16 protein-coding genes and 1 riboswitch are annotated in these 18,851 nt (G+C 51.2%); of the genes, 7 read left to right on the top strand and 9 right to left on the bottom strand.

Annotated elements, in window-relative coordinates:
- The first annotated feature begins 92 nt into the window (after positions 1–92).
- Positions 93–4,313: a DNA-directed RNA polymerase subunit beta' gene (rpoC, locus tag DRI82_RS22155; protein WP_114196078.1), complete on the top strand. Its 4,221-nt coding sequence runs from the start codon at positions 93–95 to the stop codon at positions 4,311–4,313.
- A gap of 274 nt (positions 4,314–4,587) precedes the next feature.
- Here the strand turns inward: rpoC and thiH are convergent, their stop codons facing one another.
- The 7 genes from thiH to rsd all read right to left on the bottom strand — a co-directional run bounded on the left by thiH (position 4,588) and on the right by rsd (position 10,847).
- A complete protein-coding gene (gene thiH / locus DRI82_RS22150; RefSeq protein WP_114196077.1) occupies positions 4,588–5,718 on the bottom strand; it encodes a 2-iminoacetate synthase ThiH in 1,131 nt (376 codons plus the stop codon).
- A complete protein-coding gene (locus tag DRI82_RS22145; protein ID WP_114196076.1) occupies positions 5,718–6,497 on the bottom strand; it encodes a thiazole synthase in 780 nt (259 codons plus the stop codon). Before DRI82_RS22145 ends, thiH begins: the two co-directional genes overlap by 1 nt.
- Position 6,498: 1 nt before the next feature.
- Complete coding sequence (gene thiS / locus DRI82_RS22140; RefSeq protein WP_114196075.1) at positions 6,499–6,699, bottom strand: sulfur carrier protein ThiS; 201 nt, start codon at positions 6,697–6,699, stop codon at positions 6,499–6,501.
- Positions 6,696–7,445, bottom strand: a complete 750-nt coding sequence (locus DRI82_RS22135; protein WP_114196074.1) for a HesA/MoeB/ThiF family protein — start codon at positions 7,443–7,445, stop codon at positions 6,696–6,698. The genes thiS and DRI82_RS22135 overlap by 4 nt, the downstream gene beginning before the upstream one ends.
- On the bottom strand, positions 7,438–8,091 hold the full coding sequence (gene thiE / locus DRI82_RS22130; protein WP_114196073.1) for a thiamine phosphate synthase: 654 nt from the start codon (positions 8,089–8,091) through the stop codon (positions 7,438–7,440). The genes DRI82_RS22135 and thiE overlap by 8 nt, the downstream gene beginning before the upstream one ends.
- Positions 8,084–10,030, bottom strand: coding sequence for a phosphomethylpyrimidine synthase ThiC (gene thiC, locus DRI82_RS22125; protein ID WP_114196072.1), 1,947 nt, complete (start codon positions 10,028–10,030; stop codon positions 8,084–8,086). Before thiC ends, thiE begins: the two co-directional genes overlap by 8 nt.
- Positions 10,031–10,147: 117 nt before the next feature.
- Positions 10,148–10,271: riboswitch (TPP riboswitch) on the bottom strand.
- Between the two features lie 60 nt (positions 10,272–10,331).
- Positions 10,332–10,847: a sigma D regulator gene (rsd, locus tag DRI82_RS22120; protein ID WP_114196071.1), complete on the bottom strand. Its 516-nt coding sequence runs from the start codon at positions 10,845–10,847 to the stop codon at positions 10,332–10,334.
- Between the two features lie 96 nt (positions 10,848–10,943).
- On the opposite strand from rsd, the gene nudC reads away from it, so the two are divergent.
- The 6 genes from nudC (at position 10,944) to DRI82_RS22090 (ending at position 15,354) form a co-directional block, all read left to right on the top strand.
- Complete coding sequence (gene nudC, locus DRI82_RS22115; protein ID WP_114196070.1) at positions 10,944–11,726, top strand: NAD(+) diphosphatase; 783 nt, start codon at positions 10,944–10,946, stop codon at positions 11,724–11,726.
- 37 nt (positions 11,727–11,763) lie between these two features.
- Complete coding sequence (hemE, locus tag DRI82_RS22110) at positions 11,764–12,828, top strand: uroporphyrinogen decarboxylase (RefSeq protein WP_114196069.1); 1,065 nt, start codon at positions 11,764–11,766, stop codon at positions 12,826–12,828.
- A 10-nt stretch (positions 12,829–12,838) separates the two neighbouring features.
- Positions 12,839–13,528, top strand: a complete 690-nt coding sequence (gene nfi / locus DRI82_RS22105; RefSeq protein WP_114196068.1) for a deoxyribonuclease V — start codon at positions 12,839–12,841, stop codon at positions 13,526–13,528.
- Between the two features lie 70 nt (positions 13,529–13,598).
- Positions 13,599–14,189, top strand: a complete 591-nt coding sequence (locus DRI82_RS22100; RefSeq protein WP_114196067.1) for a YjaG family protein — start codon at positions 13,599–13,601, stop codon at positions 14,187–14,189.
- A gap of 189 nt (positions 14,190–14,378) precedes the next feature.
- The gene (gene hupA, locus DRI82_RS22095) at positions 14,379–14,651 is read left to right on the top strand and encodes a nucleoid-associated protein HU-alpha (protein WP_114196066.1); all 273 of its coding nucleotides are present in this window, start codon (positions 14,379–14,381) and stop codon (positions 14,649–14,651) included.
- 34 nt (positions 14,652–14,685) lie between these two features.
- On the top strand, positions 14,686–15,354 hold the full coding sequence (locus DRI82_RS22090) for a DUF1481 domain-containing protein (RefSeq protein WP_411705713.1): 669 nt from the start codon (positions 14,686–14,688) through the stop codon (positions 15,352–15,354).
- A 70-nt stretch (positions 15,355–15,424) separates the two neighbouring features.
- Here DRI82_RS22090 and purD read toward each other — a convergent pair whose 3' ends face one another.
- Positions 15,425–16,714, bottom strand: coding sequence for a phosphoribosylamine--glycine ligase (purD, locus tag DRI82_RS22085; protein WP_114196065.1), 1,290 nt, complete (start codon positions 16,712–16,714; stop codon positions 15,425–15,427).
- A 52-nt stretch (positions 16,715–16,766) separates the two neighbouring features.
- On the bottom strand, positions 16,767–18,356 hold the full coding sequence (gene purH / locus DRI82_RS22080; protein WP_114196064.1) for a bifunctional phosphoribosylaminoimidazolecarboxamide formyltransferase/IMP cyclohydrolase: 1,590 nt from the start codon (positions 18,354–18,356) through the stop codon (positions 16,767–16,769).
- Positions 18,357–18,851 lie beyond the last annotated feature (495 nt).

The raw sequence follows: 18,851 nt of genomic DNA, 5'->3' as shown, positions 1-18,851 counted from the left end.
TACAGCTTGATTGTGCAGTTAGCACTCGTCACAGAGGTGCCTGAATTTCGGTTCAGGCACCTAACAGGTCTAACTCCGACAGGAGCCAATCCGTGAAAGACTTATTAAAGTTTCTGAAAGCGCAAACTAAAACCGAAGAGTTTGATGCGATCAAAATTGCTCTGGCCTCGCCAGACATGATCCGTTCCTGGTCTTTTGGTGAAGTTAAAAAGCCAGAAACGATTAACTACCGTACGTTCAAACCTGAACGTGACGGTCTTTTCTGTGCCCGTATTTTTGGGCCGGTAAAAGATTACGAATGCCTGTGCGGTAAGTACAAGCGTTTGAAGCACCGTGGTGTTATCTGTGAGAAGTGTGGCGTTGAAGTTACCCAGACAAAAGTACGCCGTGAGCGTATGGGTCACATCGAGCTGGCTTCCCCAACAGCCCACATCTGGTTCCTTAAATCATTGCCTTCGCGTATCGGTTTGCTGCTTGATATGCCATTGCGTGACATCGAACGTGTTCTGTACTTCGAATCCTATGTGGTTATCGAAGGCGGAATGACCAACCTTGAGCGTCGCCAGATTCTGACTGAAGAGCAGTATCTTGATGCGCTGGAAGAGTTTGGTGATGAGTTCGACGCCAAGATGGGTGCAGAAGCTATCCAGGCCCTGTTGAAAAACATGGATCTGGAAGCAGAATGCGAACAACTGCGTGAAGAGCTGAACGAAACCAACTCTGAAACCAAGCGTAAGAAACTGACCAAGCGTATCAAGCTGCTGGAAGCGTTCGTTCAATCTGGTAATAAACCAGAGTGGATGATCCTGACTGTGCTGCCAGTACTGCCGCCAGATCTGCGTCCATTGGTTCCGTTGGACGGCGGTCGTTTCGCAACGTCAGATCTGAACGATCTGTATCGTCGCGTCATCAACCGTAACAACCGTTTGAAACGCCTGCTGGATCTGGCTGCGCCAGATATCATCGTGCGTAACGAAAAACGTATGCTGCAAGAAGCAGTTGACGCATTGCTGGATAACGGCCGTCGCGGTCGTGCAATTACCGGCTCTAATAAGCGTCCGCTGAAATCTCTGGCTGACATGATTAAAGGTAAGCAGGGTCGTTTCCGTCAGAACCTGCTCGGTAAGCGCGTGGACTACTCTGGTCGTTCCGTTATTACCGTTGGTCCATACCTGCGTCTGCACCAGTGCGGCCTGCCAAAGAAAATGGCACTCGAACTGTTCAAACCGTTTATCTACGGCAAGCTGGAACTGCGTGGTCTTGCTACCACCATTAAAGCCGCCAAGAAGATGGTTGAGCGCGAAGAAGCGGTAGTTTGGGATATTCTGGATGAAGTTATCCGCGAACACCCAGTACTGCTGAACCGTGCACCAACTCTTCACCGTCTGGGTATTCAGGCGTTTGAACCGGTTCTGATCGAAGGTAAGGCAATTCAGCTGCACCCGCTGGTTTGTGCGGCATACAACGCCGACTTCGATGGTGACCAAATGGCTGTTCACGTACCGTTGACGCTGGAAGCCCAGCTTGAAGCGCGTGCGTTGATGATGTCTACCAACAACATCCTGTCACCTGCGAACGGCGAGCCTATCATCGTTCCGTCTCAGGACGTTGTATTGGGTCTGTACTACATGACCCGTGACTGTGTTAACGCCAAAGGCGAAGGCATGGTTCTGACTGGCCCGAAAGAAGCAGAGCGCGTTTATCGCGCGGGTCTGGCTTCCCTTCATGCACGCGTTAAAGTGCGTATTTCTGAAGAAATTCGAAATACTGAAGGCGAGTCCATGTCTCAGACGACGATTATCGATACGACCATTGGTCGCGCCATCCTGTGGATGATCGTGCCTAAAGGTCTGCCGTACTCGATCGTAAACCAGCCTCTGGGCAAAAAAGCCATCTCCAAAATGCTGAACACCTGTTACCGCATTTTGGGTCTGAAGCCGACCGTAATTTTTGCTGACCAGATCATGTACACCGGTTTTGCATACGCAGCGCGCTCTGGTGCGTCCGTAGGCATCGATGACATGGTTATCCCTGTTAAGAAAGCAGAGATCATTGAAGAAGCAGAAACCGAAGTTGCTGAAATCCAGGAGCAGTTCCAGTCTGGTTTGGTGACCGCGGGCGAACGTTATAACAAAGTCATCGATATTTGGGCCGCAGCAAACGAACGTGTGGCAAAAGCGATGATGGAAAACCTGTCTGTTGAAGACGTGGTTAACCGTGATGGCGTCGTTGAACAACAGGTTTCATTCAACAGCATCTTTATGATGGCCGACTCTGGTGCGCGTGGTTCTGCTGCACAGATTCGTCAGTTGGCTGGTATGCGTGGCCTGATGGCGAAACCAGATGGTTCGATCATTGAAACGCCGATCACCGCGAACTTCCGTGAAGGTCTGAACGTACTCCAGTACTTCATCTCGACCCACGGTGCTCGTAAAGGTTTGGCGGATACCGCACTGAAAACTGCGAACTCCGGTTACCTGACCCGTCGTTTGGTTGACGTGGCACAGGATCTGGTCGTAACCGAAGACGATTGCGGTACCCATAACGGTATCGTGATGACTCCGGTTATCGAAGGTGGTGACGTTAAAGAGCCGCTGCGTGAACGTGTACTGGGTCGTGTGACTGCAGAAGAAGTCTTGAAGCCGGGTACGGCGGATATTCTGGTTCCGCGCAACACCCTGCTGAACGAAAAATGGTGTGATCTGTTAGAAGATAACTCCGTCGACAGCGTTAAAGTCCGTTCCGTGGTGAGCTGTGAAACTGACTTTGGTGTGTGTGCCAACTGCTACGGTCGTGACCTGGCGCGTGGCCATATCATCAACAAAGGTGAAGCAGTCGGCGTTATTGCAGCACAGTCAATCGGTGAGCCGGGTACTCAGCTTACCATGCGTACCTTCCACATCGGTGGTGCGGCATCGCGTGCGGCAGCAGAGTCCAGCATTCAGGTGAAAAACAAAGGTAGCCTGAAACTGAGTAACCACAAGCACGTTACCAACTCTAACGGCAAACTGGTTATCACTTCACGTAACACTGAGCTGAAATTGATCGACGAATTCGGTCGTACCAAAGAAAGCTATAAAGTGCCTTACGGCTCTGTCATGGCGAAGGGTGACGGTCAGGAAGTTAACGGTGGCGAAACCGTTGCTAACTGGGATCCGCATACTATGCCAGTCATCAGTGAAGTGAGCGGTTTCATTCGCTTCGCGGACATGGTTGATACCCAGACCATTACGCGCCAGACCGACGAACTGACCGGTTTGTCTTCCCTGGTCGTGTTGGATAGCGCAGAACGTACCGGTAGCGGTAAAGATCTGCGTCCAGCATTGAAGATCGTTGATGCCAAAGGCGATGATGTAATGATCCCAGGTGCTGAAATGCCTGCTCAATACTTCCTGCCAGGTAAAGCGATTGTTCAGTTGGAAGATGGTGCTCAGATTCATGCGGGTGACACTTTGGCGCGTATTCCTCAGGAATCCGGCGGTACGAAGGACATCACCGGTGGTCTGCCACGCGTTGCTGACTTGTTCGAAGCGCGTCGTCCGAAAGAGCCTGCAATCCTGGCTGAAATCAGCGGGATCATCTCGTTCGGTAAAGAGACCAAAGGCAAGCGTCGTCTGGTAATTTCTCCATTGGATGGCAGCGATGCTTACGAAGAGATGATTCCTAAGTGGCGTCAGCTTAACGTGTTCGAAGGTGAAATTGTGGAACGTGGTGACGTCGTATCTGACGGCCCTGAATCTCCACATGACATCCTGCGTCTGCGTGGTGTGCATGCGGTAACGCGTTACATCACCAACGAAGTGCAGGAAGTTTACCGTCTGCAAGGCGTTAAGATTAACGATAAACACATCGAAGTTATCGTTCGTCAGATGCTGCGTAAAGGCACCATCGTTAGCGCAGGTGGCACCGACTTCCTGGAAGGCGAGCAGGCAGAAATGTCCCGCGTTAAAATCGCTAACCGTCAGTTGGAAGCTGAAGGCAAAATCACGGCTACCTTTACCCGTGACCTGCTTGGTATCACCAAGGCATCCTTGGCGACCGAGTCCTTCATCTCTGCTGCATCGTTCCAGGAAACTACGCGTGTTCTTACCGAAGCGGCTGTTGCCGGTAAACGTGATGAACTGCGCGGCCTGAAAGAAAACGTCATCGTTGGCCGTCTGATCCCAGCCGGTACCGGTTACGCTTATCACCAGGATCGTATGCGCCGTCGTGCGCAAGGCGAAGAGCCTGTTGTTCCGCAAGTCAGCGCGGAAGAAGCAACGGCTAACCTGGCTGAGTTGCTGAATGCAGGCCTTGGCGGCAATAAAAACTGATTGCCAGTCTGATGAAAACCGCTCCTCGGAGCGGTTTTTTTTTGCCTTGAATACGTTTAATCAGGCAGTTGAAATGAAACGCTGGCCCCTCTCTGGGGTAAACAGAAATAGGCCAGCTGAGGATGAAGCAAAGTCATGTTGATGAACTGACTTTGGCCACCAGTCACCTGATGACCCGACTACTTTAAACATGCCACCACGTTTTCCCAGCCACGATGTTTATCCTTACGGCACACCTGGCAGCCTTTCGATCCGTCACTATCTGTCTTGCATTTTATTGCGCGGCTCTTCCCAGATATCCATCCCAGTCTTTCCAAACCGGCTGTAACCCGGCACGAATAATGGCCTGAGCCACTACGGTAGGCGAGCGGTCATCATGTGGAGCGAACTGTTCCAATTCGGGATGATCGTCGGCATAGCCACCGGGCTGTGTTTTCGATCCTGCACTCACGTTGGTGATCGCCAGAGGAATAACATGATCGCGGAAGTACGGGGATTCGCGGGTCGACAGTGTCAATTCGATCTCTGGCGCGAATAACCGAAATGCGCAGATCACTTGTACCAGTTGCCGCTCGCTCATGAGTGACGCCGGTTCAATGCCTCCAGTGCAAGGACGTAAACGAGGGAAAGCGATTGAGTAACGGCTCTGCCAATAAGTTTGCTGAAGATAGAAAAGATGTTCCGCCAACAAATAACAATCGGTACGCCAACTGGATGAAAGGCCGATCAGCGCACCCAACCCAATCTTGTCGATACCCGCGCGCCCGAGGCGATCTGGCGTATTGAGGCGCCAGAAAAAATCCTGCTTTTTGCCGCGCAGATGATGCTGTTGATACGTTGGCGCATGGTATGTTTCCTGGTACACCATTACCCCATCCAGACCGAGCGTTTTGAGCTCTGCATACTCCTCTTGTGCCAATGGCTGCACTTCAATCATCAACGAACTGAATCGGCGGCGAATGGCAGGAAAGTGCTGGCGAAAGTAATCCATGCCTACCTTTGCCTTGTGTTCACCCGTAACCAATAGAAGATGCTCGAAACCCAAAGCTTGAATAGCTGCACATTCGCGATCTATTTCCGCCTCATCCAGGGTTTTACGTTTAATGCGGTTACTCATCGAAAAACCACAATAAGTGCAATCATTGGCGCACAGATTGGAAAGGTAGAGAGGCACATAAAAACTCACCGTATTGCCGAAACGCTGGCGAGTTAATTGCTGTGCCCGTTGGGCAAGAGATTCAAGAAAGGGCTCTGCGGCGGGTGAGATTAGCGCCATGAGATCTTCCCGAGTGAGCTTCTCCGCCCGAAGCGCTTTCTCCACATCCAGCGCTGTTTTGCTGTGAATTCGTAGCGAAATATCATCCCAATCCAACTGTTCCCAACGCTGGCTAAAATTTTCTATCATCAGAACACCTCTTTATGATGAGAAAGAAAATCCGTCAGCGGACTGGTTGACGCGGCATGTTGCAGTCTGCTGCCGAGACCGCTGTGGCGAGCCAAAACCCCAGCCTCGACCGCCAGACGAAACGCATTGGCCATGGCAACAGGATCGCCAGCAACAGCAATCGCAGTATTGACCAACACGGCATCTGCGCCCATTTCCAACGCTTCCAGGGCGTGGCTGGGCGCACCAATTCCTGCATCAACAATCACCGGTATTTTCGCCTGTTCAATAATGATTTGCAGAAAATCACGCGTCTTCAGCCCTTGATTAGAACCAATGGGGGCACCGAGTGGCATGACAGCAGCGCAACCGGCTTCTTCCAGTCTCTTGCAAAGAACAGGATCTGCGGAGCAATAAGGCAGGACAATAAATCCTTGTTTGACCAGCATTTCCGCAGCTTTGAGCGTTTCAACGGCATCAGGAAGCAGATACTTAACGTCTGGATGAATCTCAAGTTTTATCCAGTGAGTCCCAAGGGCCTCACGCGCCAATTGCGCAGCGAATACCGCTTCCGCCGCTGTTTTAGCCCCTGACGTGTTTGGCAATAGTTTGACGCCAAGTTTTTGCAACGGGGCGAGAATGGCATCATTGCCGCCGCGCAAATCGACACGTTTCATCGCCATCGTCACCAGTTGAGAGCCCGAGGCCTGAAGTGCATCGCACATTACAGATGCACTGGAAAATTTCCCTGTTCCTGTGAACAGGTGAGAAGTAAATGTGGTATCAGCAATAGTCAGCATATCATCCCCCGGCAATCGATTGAAAAAGCAGAATATTGTCACCTTCACATACCGTCCGTTCGACCCAGTGAGGGCGTGGAATCAATACCTCATTGATTGCCAGGGCGGTACCCAACTGATGGCGATCAATCTTGATCAGTAATTCCTGTACGGTGAGAGGTGCTTCAAGTTCCATTTGTTGATCGTTGATAGTGACTATCATGATGTGCCTCCACAGGCGATACAGTGTGGAGAAGGGGTCAATTGCAGGGTGCACCAGCTTTGCTGTTTTCCATCAAAAAGACGCAATTTCCCGCTTAGTGAACTCGGAATACCCGCCAGGATTTTGATAGCTTCCAGTGCCTGCAAAGTACCGATAACACCCACGACTGGCCCGAGCACACCCGCAGTACGGCAGTTTCGCGGCGCAATATCCTGATCCGGATACAAACAGGCATAGCAACCTTGTCTGAAAGGGGGTTCAAGAACCAGTAGTTGACCACTGAATCCGACCGCGCTACCGCTAATCAGCGTCTTACCCGCGGTAATACAGGCCAGGTTTACGGCATGGCGTGTTGGCATATTATCGCTGCAATCCAACACCAAATCGGCGCTATTCACCGCATGTTGCAGTGTTTCATCCGCAAGGCGGCTTGGGATCGCTATGGATTCGACCAACGGATTGAGATCCTGCAAATGACGTTGCGCTTGCTCGGCTTTACCCAGTTCGAGATCCGTGGTGCGGTAGAGAATTTGCCGCTGCAGGTTGGTGATATGTACTTGATCATCATCTGCCAACAACAACGTACCTACGCCAGCCGCCGCCAGATACAGTGCAGCGGGGGAACCGAGACCGCCCAATCCAATGATGAGTACCCGCGCTTTTTGCAGCTTTTCCTGCCCTTCGGGTCCAATATCCTCCAGCAACAATTGTCGGCTATAACGCATGAATTCTTGGTCGCTAAGCATGTTCATCTCCCTTTAATTCACAAAGCCCCAGAAGCTCGTCCACCGCTTTTCGCCAATCCTTTGCCTGCATTATGGCACTGACGACGGCAATACTACCGACGCCGGTATTCAACACGGTGGGTGCGCGTTCAATACTGATACCACCGATAGCAACGGTCGGGAATTGACCATTGAGGTTGGCGATATGCCGAGCCAGTTCCGCGACGCCTTGCGGTGCAGAAGGCATCTCTTTGGTCTGTGTCGGGAAGATATGGCCGAGCGCAATATAAGAAGGGCGGATCGCGACGGCACGCGCCAGTTCTGCATCATCGTGGGTTGAGATACCCAATCGCAGTCCCGCCTGATGAATCGCCAACAAGTTTGCCGTATCAATATCTTCCTGACCGAGGTGGACTCCATAGGCCTGATGCTTGATGGCCAACTGCCAGTAATCATTGATAAACAAACGGGCGCGGAATTTTTCGCCTAAGCCAATTGCCGCAACGATTGCCGGTTCTACCTCATCGTCCGCAAGATCCTTGATGCGTAGCTGGAGTGTCTTCACACCTGCCTGCAGCAGACGTTCGATCCACTCGACAGTATCCACAACCGGATAGAGACCGAGCCGGTGTGGTGTTTGGGGAAATGCAGAAGGGAGATTATTCATCACTGATCTCCACTGACAGGGTATCGGTGCGGTGATAAAGCTCGCTGCCACGCGCACGGAATTCTGCTGACATGTGCTCCATTCCCGACTCCAGAACGCTTATCGCCTGGGTCTCTTTCTCCTTTGCCGCAGCGTAATCACGCACTTCCTGCGAAATTTTCATTGAACAGAATTTAGGTCCACACATGGAGCAGAAATGCGCAACTTTGCCTGACTCTTGCGGCAACGTCTCGTCGTGATAGGCGCGGGCTGTTTCAGGATCGAGCGCCAAATTGAATTGGTCTTCCCAGCGGAATTCGAAGCGTGCCTTCGACATGGCATTATCGCGGATCTGCGCACCAGGATGGCCTTTTGCCAGATCGGCAGCGTGAGCGGCGATTTTATAAGTGATAAGCCCTTGCTTTACATCTTCTTTATTGGGCAATCCGAGATGTTCTTTCGGCGTGACATAACATAGCATGGCGCAACCAAACCAGCCGATCATCGCCGCCCCAATTCCTGATGTGAAGTGATCGTAACCGGGAGCGATATCGGTCGTCAGTGGGCCGAGGGTGTAAAAAGGCGCTTCATGACAATGCTCCAACTGCTCAGTCATATTGCGGCGGATCATCTGCATCGGCACATGTCCCGGGCCTTCAATCATGACTTGAACATCGTACTCCCAGGCAATTTTGGTCAGTTCACCCAGCGTATGCAATTCGGCAAATTGGGCTTCATCGTTGGCATCCTGTATTGAGCCAGGGCGCAAACCGTCCCCCAGTGATAATGAGACATCATACTCTGCACAAATTTGGCAGATTTCGCGGAAATGCTCATACAGGAAACTCTCTTTATGATGCGATAGACACCATTTCGCCATGATTGAGCCGCCGCGCGACACAATGCCGGTCAGTCGTTTTGCCGTCATTGGCACGTAGCGCAGCAACACGCCAGCATGAATCGTGAAATAGTCCACGCCTTGTTCCGCCTGCTCGAGCAGCGTATCGCGGAACATTTCCCAGGTCAGATCTTCAGCGATGCCATTCACTTTCTCCAGCGCCTGATAAATAGGTACGGTACCAATGGGTACTGGGCTGTTACGGAGGATCCATTCGCGGGTTTCATGGATATAGCGGCCAGTTGAGAGATCCATGACCGTATCAGCACCCCAACGGGTGGACCACACCAGCTTCTCGACCTCTTCCTCAATGGATGAAGTAACGGCTGAATTACCAATGTTGGCGTTGATTTTCACCAGAAAATTTCGGCCAATGATCATTGGCTCGGATTCTGGATGATTGATATTGGCCGGAATGATCGCCCGCCCCGCTGCAACTTCCTGACGCACAAATTCGGCGGTGATGTCAGGTGGCAGCAAGGCACCAAAACTTTGGCCTGGATGCTGTTGGCGAAGCACTTCACCACGAATACGTTCCCGCCCCATATTTTCGCGAATGGCAATGAATTCCATTTCTGGGGTGATCATTCCCTGGCGTGCGTAATGTAACTGGGTGACGCGTTTCCCGGCCTTTGCCTTGCGCGGGCGCGGTAAAAATTCGAAGCGCAGATGATCCAGTCCTTCATCCGCTAAACGCTGCTGGGTAAAACCGGAACTGACGTGAACCAGTTGTTCGGTATCAGCCCGCTCTTCAATCCATGCCGATCGTATTTTCGCTATGCCCGCGTGTACATCCAGCGTCGCTTGCGGATCGCCATAGGGGCCAGCCGTGTCATAAACCGGAATGGCTTCATTATCTTCGAATTGTGGCTGCTCTTTAGTACCACCAATGAGCGTCGGGCTTAATTGAATTTCACGCATTGGCACTCTGATGTCCAGACGTGAACCTTGCAGATAAATACGGTGTGAATTAGGGAACGAGACGCCCTGTAGGCTGTCGATAAACTGTTGTGCTTCAGCGCGTTGCTGACGACGGGATACAGGTGTTTTCTGGGTAGACATAGCAAATTCCTCACATTAAGGGTTGGGAACGTTGCTTGTCTGGAGTTGTTCGGCGGGAGTAACAATGAGCGGCTTCATATCAGCCTGCCTGAGTCCAGGCGTCGCTGATCGTAAAAGCAATAAATTACTCTTGTTCCCTTCGCGGGTATTAACCCGATCAGGTTCCGCGGATCCCGAATTAACGGTCTCAGCCTGGCGTAACTCGATAAAAGTTATGCGCTAGGCACTCCGACAAGATAGCCTCAGTATAAGAGGCGCAATAAAAACTACAACCCCCGTAGGGGTTTTCAGCCTGGCCTAATCACGCCGGGCGCGCAAGATCTGAGTTGTTTGATACCGGTTGACGTGCGATGGCTGTAAAATCAGCGGCTAAAGTAATAAGCTGATCTTCCTGAATAAAACGAGCTTCAAGAGCTTCACCAATATCAGACAACGCCTGATGTAAATCATAAACCTGATCATCATCAATATGAGTGTCTGTATAACTATCATGAAAAGCCATGATAGTGGCGGTATTTTGCTGTAATGCAGGGTAAATTTTTGAAGTAATGAGCATTGCTGAGCTGTCTGCACCGACAACATCTTTAACAATGCGGTCATAAACGTGAAAATGACCCGCAGAGAGATAATCCACCAGACAATGGCAAAAGTTCTCCAGCGCATTTTCGTTTAGCGGGGTATGCTTTTCTTTATTAGGTTTGAGACCAATCAGTGCGTAGTAGGCGACTAATAGCTCTTCACGTGCGCAAAGCCACTGATCTATTAACTCATTACTGCCACCAACGCGTTGGGTCAATCTTTCCAGACTTTTTAGCATGGTTGACTCCGTGAGTAGTAAAGTTACGGAAAGTTACTGCTTTGTAACATTCCCTATCCCAGATTGTCAGTGTAGTAGAGGTTATGCAACAACAATATGGAATTACAGATAACAGGTGAACAAAAAGGCTGGTGGATCGTCAGCCACGAAGGAAAGCTTTGGTTACCTAAAGGGGAGTTACCTTTTGGTGAGGCATCACAATTCGGTTTAGCCGGAGAAACCGGGCGACAAATTGGTGAATGGCAAGGTTTCCCTGTATGGCTGGTGCGAAAACCACAAGTGAGAGATATGGGATCGGTCAGGCAACTGCTCGATCAGGACCGAGGACTCTTCCAGTTAGTGGGTCGTGGCGTGCAATTGTCGGAGTTTTATCGCTCCCACCGCTTCTGTGGCTACTGCGGCCATGAAATGCACCCCAGCAAAACCGAATGGGCCGCGTTGTGCAACCATTGTCGTGAACGTTATTACCCGCAAATTGCCCCGTGCATGATCGTAGCGATTCGTCGTGGCGAGGAAATATTGCTGGCACAGCACATTCGTCATCGTGGTGGGATTCATACGGTTTTGGCCGGTTTTGTGGAAGTGGGTGAAACCCTTGAGGCGGCTGTGAGTCGCGAAGTGATGGAAGAGAGCAATATCAGCATTAAAAATCTGCGTTATGTCAGCTCTCAGCCATGGCCTTTCCCCAACTCGTTGATGATGGCGTTCATGGCCGATTACGATCAGGGGGACATTCACCCTGACACGAAAGAGTTGCTGAATGCGGGTTGGTACCACTATGAAAAATTACCCATGTTACCGCCACCCGGAACGATCGCCCGCAGGTTGATCGAAGACACGGTAGCGCTGTGCAGAGCTGAACACGACAGTGAAATCTAGCGTGTTACAATAGCGGCAGATTATTAAGGAGCCCTACATGAATGAGCTGAAAAACGATCGCTATTTGCGTGCTTTGTTACGCCAACCGGTCGATGTCACCCCAGTCTGGATGATGCGTCAGGCCGGACGCTATTTGCCGGAGTATAAGGCAACACGCGCGCAGGCTGGCGATTTCATGTCGCTGTGCAAAAATGCCGAATTGGCCTGCGAAGTGACGTTACAACCTTTGCGTCGCTATCCGCTTGATGCCGCTATCCTCTTTTCTGACATTCTCACTGTCCCGGATGCGATGGGGCTTGGGCTCTATTTTGAAACCGGGGAAGGGCCGCGATTCTCTTCACCGATAACCTGCCGCGCTGATGTCGAAAAACTGCCGATTCCCGATCCCGAGCAAGAATTGGGGTATGTAATGAATGCAGTTCGAACCATTCGCCGAAACCTGGCTGGTGCCGTTCCGCTGATTGGATTTTCGGGAAGCCCCTGGACGCTTGCCACTTATATGGTTGAAGGTGGTAGCAGCAAAGCATTCACTAAAATCAAGAAGATGATGTATGCCGAGGCAACATCGCTGCACTTGTTACTGGATAAGCTGGCAGACAGTGTCATCCTCTATCTTAATGCACAAATCAAAGCGGGTGCGCAGTCGGTGATGATCTTCGATAGCTGGGGCGGCGTGCTGACGGGTTCTGCTTATCGTGAGTTCTCGCTCCATTATATGCACAAGATCGTCGATGGGCTGATTCGTGAAAACGAAGGCCGCAAGGTTCCGGTTACCCTGTTCACCAAGGGCGGGGGACAGTGGCTTGAGGCGATGGTGGAAACGGGCTGTGATGCGTTGGGGCTGGACTGGACAACGGATATCGCTGATGCCCGCCGTCGCGTTGGAAATAAAGTCGCCCTGCAAGGAAACATGGATCCGTCTATGCTGTATGCACCGCCTGCGCGGATCGAGCAGGAAGTTGCCTCCATTCTTGCGGGTTTTGGTGAAGGTGAAGGCCATGTGTTCAATCTGGGCCATGGTATCCATCAGGATGTTCCTCCCGAACATGCTGGTACGTTTGTTGAAGCCGTGCACGGGCTTTCACGGCAATATCATAAGTAGGTGATTATCGGTGATTGATACCCAGACATTACGCGAAGAACAACTTCTGAAAGCGGCGGAAGTTATCCGCCATGACGATTTTGATTTTGACCAGCCAGCGTATATCGCCGGGGCGGATGTCGGGTTTGAGCAGGAGGGCGCGGTGACTCGCGCGGCCATCGCTATCCTGCGTTATCCCTCACTTGAATTGGTTGAGCATCAAATCGCCAGAGTGGCGACTACGATGCCGTATATCCCCGGCTTCCTTTCATTTCGTGAATATCCTGCATTGCTGGCCGCCTGGCAGCAACTGCAGCAAAAACCCGATCTGCTGTTTGTTGATGGTCATGGTATATCCCATCCCCGTCGTCTCGGTGTCGCCAGCCATTTTGGTTTGTTAGTGAATGTACCGACGATCGGTGTCGCGAAAAAACGCTTATGTGGCAAGTTTGAACCCCTTGGCAGTAATATTGGTGATAAAGAGCCACTTATTGATAAAGGCGAACAGATTGGTTGGGTATGGCGCAGCAAATTGCGTTGTAATCCGCTGTTTATCTCAACCGGTCATCGGGTGGGAATGGATACGGCATTGGCTTGGGTAGCGCGTTGCATGAAGGGCTATCGTCTGCCTGAAACGACGCGTTGGGCAGATGCAGTCGCTTCTAATCGCACAGCTTTTCAGCAAAGTCAGCTCTCTTTACAGCAACCGGACCTGCTTTAAGAATCGAGGCATAGGGTTCTCTAAAGATTTCAGGTAAACTGCCGCGCAGAAATGTTAATGGAAATAAACCATGATACGTAATCCGATTCATTTGCGTCTGGAGAAGCTGGAGAGTTGGCAACATGTGACTTTTATGGCTTGTCTGTGTGAGCGCATGTACCCAAATTACCAAATGTTCTGCCTGCAAACAGAATTCGGTGATCCGATGGTTTTTCGCCGCATTCTCGATCTGATTTGGGAAACGCTGGTTGTAAAGGACGCCAAAGTCAATTTTGATAGTCAACTCGAAAAATTGGAGGAGGCAATTCCCTCTTCTGATGACTATGATCTTTACGGCGTCTACCCGGCTATTGATGCGTGTATTGCATTAGGTGAACTTATCCATTCACGCTTGAGTGGTGAAACACTGGAGCATGCCATTGCGATCAGTGAGACATCCATTCGCACCGTTGCGATGTTGGAAATGACTCAGGCGGGTAGGGAAATGACCGACGAAGAGCTCAAAATTCTACCGGCTATTGAGGAAGAATGGGACATTCAGTGGGAGATTTTCCGCCTGTTGGCTGACTGTGAAGAGCGCGACCTGGATCTGATCAAAGGGTTACGCTCTGACCTGCGGGAAGCTGCCGTCAGCAACATTGGGATAAATTTAGCGCAATAAGGCAAGAAAACGTGATTTAAGGCCTGATTTGTCGTGCCTTAAGGCTTCACATCCGCACCCTGTCTGTTCTACATTTGGGGGGCGTAAAAAAAGTGGCTATCGGTGCGCGTATGCAGGAGAGTGCTGTCTATCGGCATATCCGTCGCACTCGATGCTTTGCAAACGATAAACACACTGTAAGGATAACTTATGAACAAGACTCAACTGATTGATGTAATTGCGGACAAGGCTGACCTTTCCAAAGCACAAGCTAAAGCAGCTCTGGAATCTACCCTGGCAGCAATTACCGAGTCTCTGAAAGATGGTGATGCAGTACAATTGGTGGGTTTCGGGACTTTCAAGGTAAACCATCGTAGCGAGCGCACTGGCCGCAATCCGCAAACTGGTAATGAAATCAAAATCGCCGCAGCTAACGTCCCGGCGTTTGTTTCTGGTAAAGCTCTGAAAGACGCTGTTAAGTAATAGCGTGTCGGTGAACGATATAGACACAGGGGCGATGACGCCCCTTTTGTTTATGCGCCCCAGCCTGATTGCCGGACTTCTGGCGTTCGGGCTGGTGGGTTGCAGTACTTCTACTCCCCCCCTATTTACCGCCAGTGGGTATGTTGCCGATCAAGGCATCAACCGGCTGTGGCGAATGGACGATACTCAGCAGCAACCGCAAACGCTGATAAATGTCTACAGCCCCTATCATGGTGGCGATACCATTATTACCCGCTATGAATATCAGAATCGAGATCTCCGCCTGGTGCGCGAAACTCACGCGGGCGAGGATGGTGAGATTATCCAGCTTCGTTTTGATGGTGAAGGCGAAGTGAGTTTTATGCAGCGTCAGTTGGCGACGCGTCGTGAAAAGCTCTCTTCTGATGACATCATCCGCTACAAATATCAGGCGCAACGAGTACTGGAGTTGAGCAATACATTGCGTGCCGGACGCGTCGAATTGCAGCAAGGATTGTGGAAGCAGGGCGTTATTACCGGATGTAATGGCAAACAACTGCAACCAGAATTCGGCACCTACTCGCAGGTATGGTTGGCCAAACGTGCCAGTCAGTCCGATGACCTGTTAGGTCTTGCCTGGCTTAATGCGCCGGAAGGTACGGAATTATTGCTGGTGGCAAACGAAGACTTTTGTCGTTGGGAACCGAAAGCCAACGACATGTAATCGTTGCTGTGCAAGGATTACTGAACAAAAAGGGCAAGCTTCACGCATGCCCAGATGTTAAAACTCTCTATTATTCGTGGTTTTCACGTTCAATAGCGCGATAACCAATATCACGGCGACAGAAACTTCCTTCCCACTGAATATCCGCAGCAAGTTGATATGCACGCTGTTGTGCTGCCGCCACGGTTTCCCCGAGTGCCGTCACACATAAAACGCGGCCACCGCTGGTGACGACCAGATCGTTCTCAAGACGGGTACCCGCATGGAACACTTTGCCATCAGCCACTTCTTCCAGAGGTAATCCATGGATAACAGCCCCCGAGTGGTAGTCGGCAGGATAACCGCCAGCAGCCAGAACCACGCCCAAGGCAGGACGTTCATCCCAGTCCGAGCTTTTCTCATCCAGCTTACCTTCAGCACCAGCCAGGCAAAGCTCGACTAAATCTGAACGCATGCGCAACATGATCGGCTGCGTTTCCGGATCACCAAACCGGCAGTTGAACTCGATAACCTTTGGTTGACCGTCAGCAGAAATCATCAAACCCGCATAGAGAAACCCTACGTAGGTATTCCCTTCGGCGGCCATACCCTGCACGGTTGGCCAGATCACCTGATCCATAACCCGCTGGTGGATTTCGTCTGTTACCACGGGAGCCGGTGAGTATGCCCCCATGCCACCTGTGTTTGGACCGGTGTCGCCATCGCCTACACGCTTATGATCCTGGCTGGTCGCCATTGGCAAAACGTTAGTGCCATCGACCATAACGATAAAGCTGGCTTCTTCACCATCAAGAAACTCTTCTACAACGATCCGGTGTCCCGCATCGCCAAAAGCATTGCCAGCCAGCATATCGTTTACCGCAGATTCCGCTTCCTCCAGCGTCAGGGCAACGATCACCCCTTTGCCTGCGGCCAGTCCATCGGCTTTAATCACGATTGGAGCACCTATGTGGCGCACGTATGCCAATGCAGCCTCAACATCCGTGAAGTTCTGATAGGCGGCGGACGGAATATTGTGGCGAGCAAGAAAGTCCTTGGTAAAGGCTTTGGAACCTTCAAGCTGCGCAGCAGCCTGGGACGGGCCAAAAATTTTCAGCCCCGCAGCCTGAAAAGCATCTACTACGCCAATGACCAACGGTGCTTCAGGACCAACAATAGTCAGGCCAATGTCATGGCTTTGCGCAAAAGCCAACAGCGCTGGGATGTCTGTTGCTGCGATATCGACGTTGGTCAATATTGGCTCCAGAGCCGTACCAGCATTACCGGGGGCAACATACACCTTATCGGCCAGCGGTGATTGGGAGGCTTTCCAGGCGAGCGCATGTTCACGGCCACCGTTACCGATAATTAAAATATTCATTCAAAAAACTCCAGGCAAAGCGGGCGGCTTGATACCACCCGCAATGTGATGATTAGTGGCGGAAGTGACGCATGTCGGTGAACAACATGGCAATGCCGTGCTCATTGGCAGCAGCAATGACTTCGTCGTCACGGATAGAACCGCCAGGCTGGATAACGCAACTGATACCGACAGCAGCGGCAGCATCAATCCCATCGCGGAACGGGAAGAAGGCGTCAGATGCCATCACCGATCCTTTCACTTCCAACCCTTCGTCTGCCGCTTTGATGCCAGCAATTTTGGCGGAATAAACCCGACTCATCTGACCGGCACCTATGCCGATCGTCATGTTGTCACGTGCGTATACAATGGCGTTGGATTTAACAAACTTCGCCACCTTCCAACAAAAGAGGGCATCGCGTAACTCTTGTTCCGTAGGTTTACGCTCAGAGACGACGCGCAGGTCATGAGCTTCTACCATGCCGAGATCACGATCTTGCACCAACAGGCCACCATTAACGCGTTTGAAATCCAATGCGGCAACCCGGCCTTGCCACTGCCCACAAGCCAGTACGCGAACGTTCTGTTTTGCGGCTGTCAGCGCCAACGCCTCTTCGCTAATGGAAGGTGCAATAATCACTTCCACGAACTGACGGCTGATAATTGCTTTGGCGGTTTCTGCATCCAACTCGCGGTTAAAAGCGATAATGCCGCCAAAGGCAGAGGTCGGATCGGTTTTATAAGCGCGTTCATAGGCATCCAGAATCGAGCTTCCGATCGCGACGCCACAAGGGTTAGCGTGTTTGACGATAACGCAGGCTGGCTCCGCAAATTCTTTCACACATTCGAGCGCAGCATCAGTATCGGCAATATTATTGTAAGAGAGCGCTTTGCCTTGCAATTGGGTTGCCGTCGCAACGGAAGCCTCTTTTACCTCTTCTTCTATATAGAAGGCAGCTTGCTGGTGGCTGTTTTCACCGTAGCGCATATCTTGTTTTTTAATATAGTTAAGGTTCAACGTACGAGGGAATTGGCCGGAAGGTTCTTTACTGTCACCGTGATAGGCTGGTACCCGTTCGCCGAAATAGTTGGCGATCGTGCTGTCGTATGCGGCAGTGTGTTCAAAAGCCTTGATGGCCAGATCGAAACGGGTCTCGTAGGTCAGTGAACCGTCATTGGCATCCAGTTCCTGGATCACGTCCTGGTAATCACTACTTTTTACGATGATAGCGACGTCTTTATGGTTCTTCGCCGCGGAGCGCACCATGGTTGGGCCACCGATATCAATATTCTCTACCGCATCTTCCAACGAGCAGTCTACCCGGGCGACAGTCTGGGCAAAGGGATAGAGATTGACGACGACCATATCGATGGGCTGAATCGCATGCTCCTGCATAATTGCATCGTCCTGGCCGCGACGGCCCAGAATTCCGCCGTGTACTTTAGGATGCAGGGTCTTGACGCGTCCATCCATCATTTCCGGAAAACCGGTGTAGTCGGACACTTCGGTGACAGGTAGGCCAGCATCTGCCAGCAAACGGGCAGTTCCACCGGTTGAAAGTAATTCGATGCCACGCTGTGAAAGTGCTTGAGCGAATTCGACGATACCGGCCTTGTCTGAAACACTGAGCAGAGCGCGGCGGATTGGACGACGTTGTTGCATGGTGATTTTATCCCTTGGCTTTGGAGTCGCAATAAAGAGCGTTACGTGAATCTGTACCTTTATAAGGCCGTATGAGGCAGTGATTCAGATAACGCCCCAAAAGGGGCAGCCATAATTTTGCAATAATTGTCGCGGGAGAATTGTAGCGAAAACGTTTGCGTGGCGCTCGTGAAATTTGAGCTGATATTCCTTCTGTGGATAAGTTTGTGTACAAGTGGGTATAAGGTGGGGTTTTGCTGTGGAATGCAGCAAACGATCGTTTTTATTTAAAATACCTGTTGCGACCTGCGCTCAACCCCCTATAATGCGCCTCCATCGACACGGCGCAAGTGATTCACTTCACAAAGCGACCGGGACGAAAAAGATTTAAAGCAGAGTGGATTCACGAAATTAGTGATTGACTCTGAATGAGGAAAGCGTAATATACGCCACCTCGCGATAGCGCCACGGCGGCTAACGCACTGCTCTTTAACAATTTATCAGACAATCTGTGTG

The organism is Edaphovirga cremea, from assembly GCF_003332275.1.
GTDB lineage: Bacteria > Pseudomonadota > Gammaproteobacteria > Enterobacterales > Enterobacteriaceae > Edaphovirga > Edaphovirga cremea.
The sequence above is the reverse complement of the archived record's forward strand: the minus strand, read 5'-3'. Positions and strand labels throughout refer to the sequence as shown.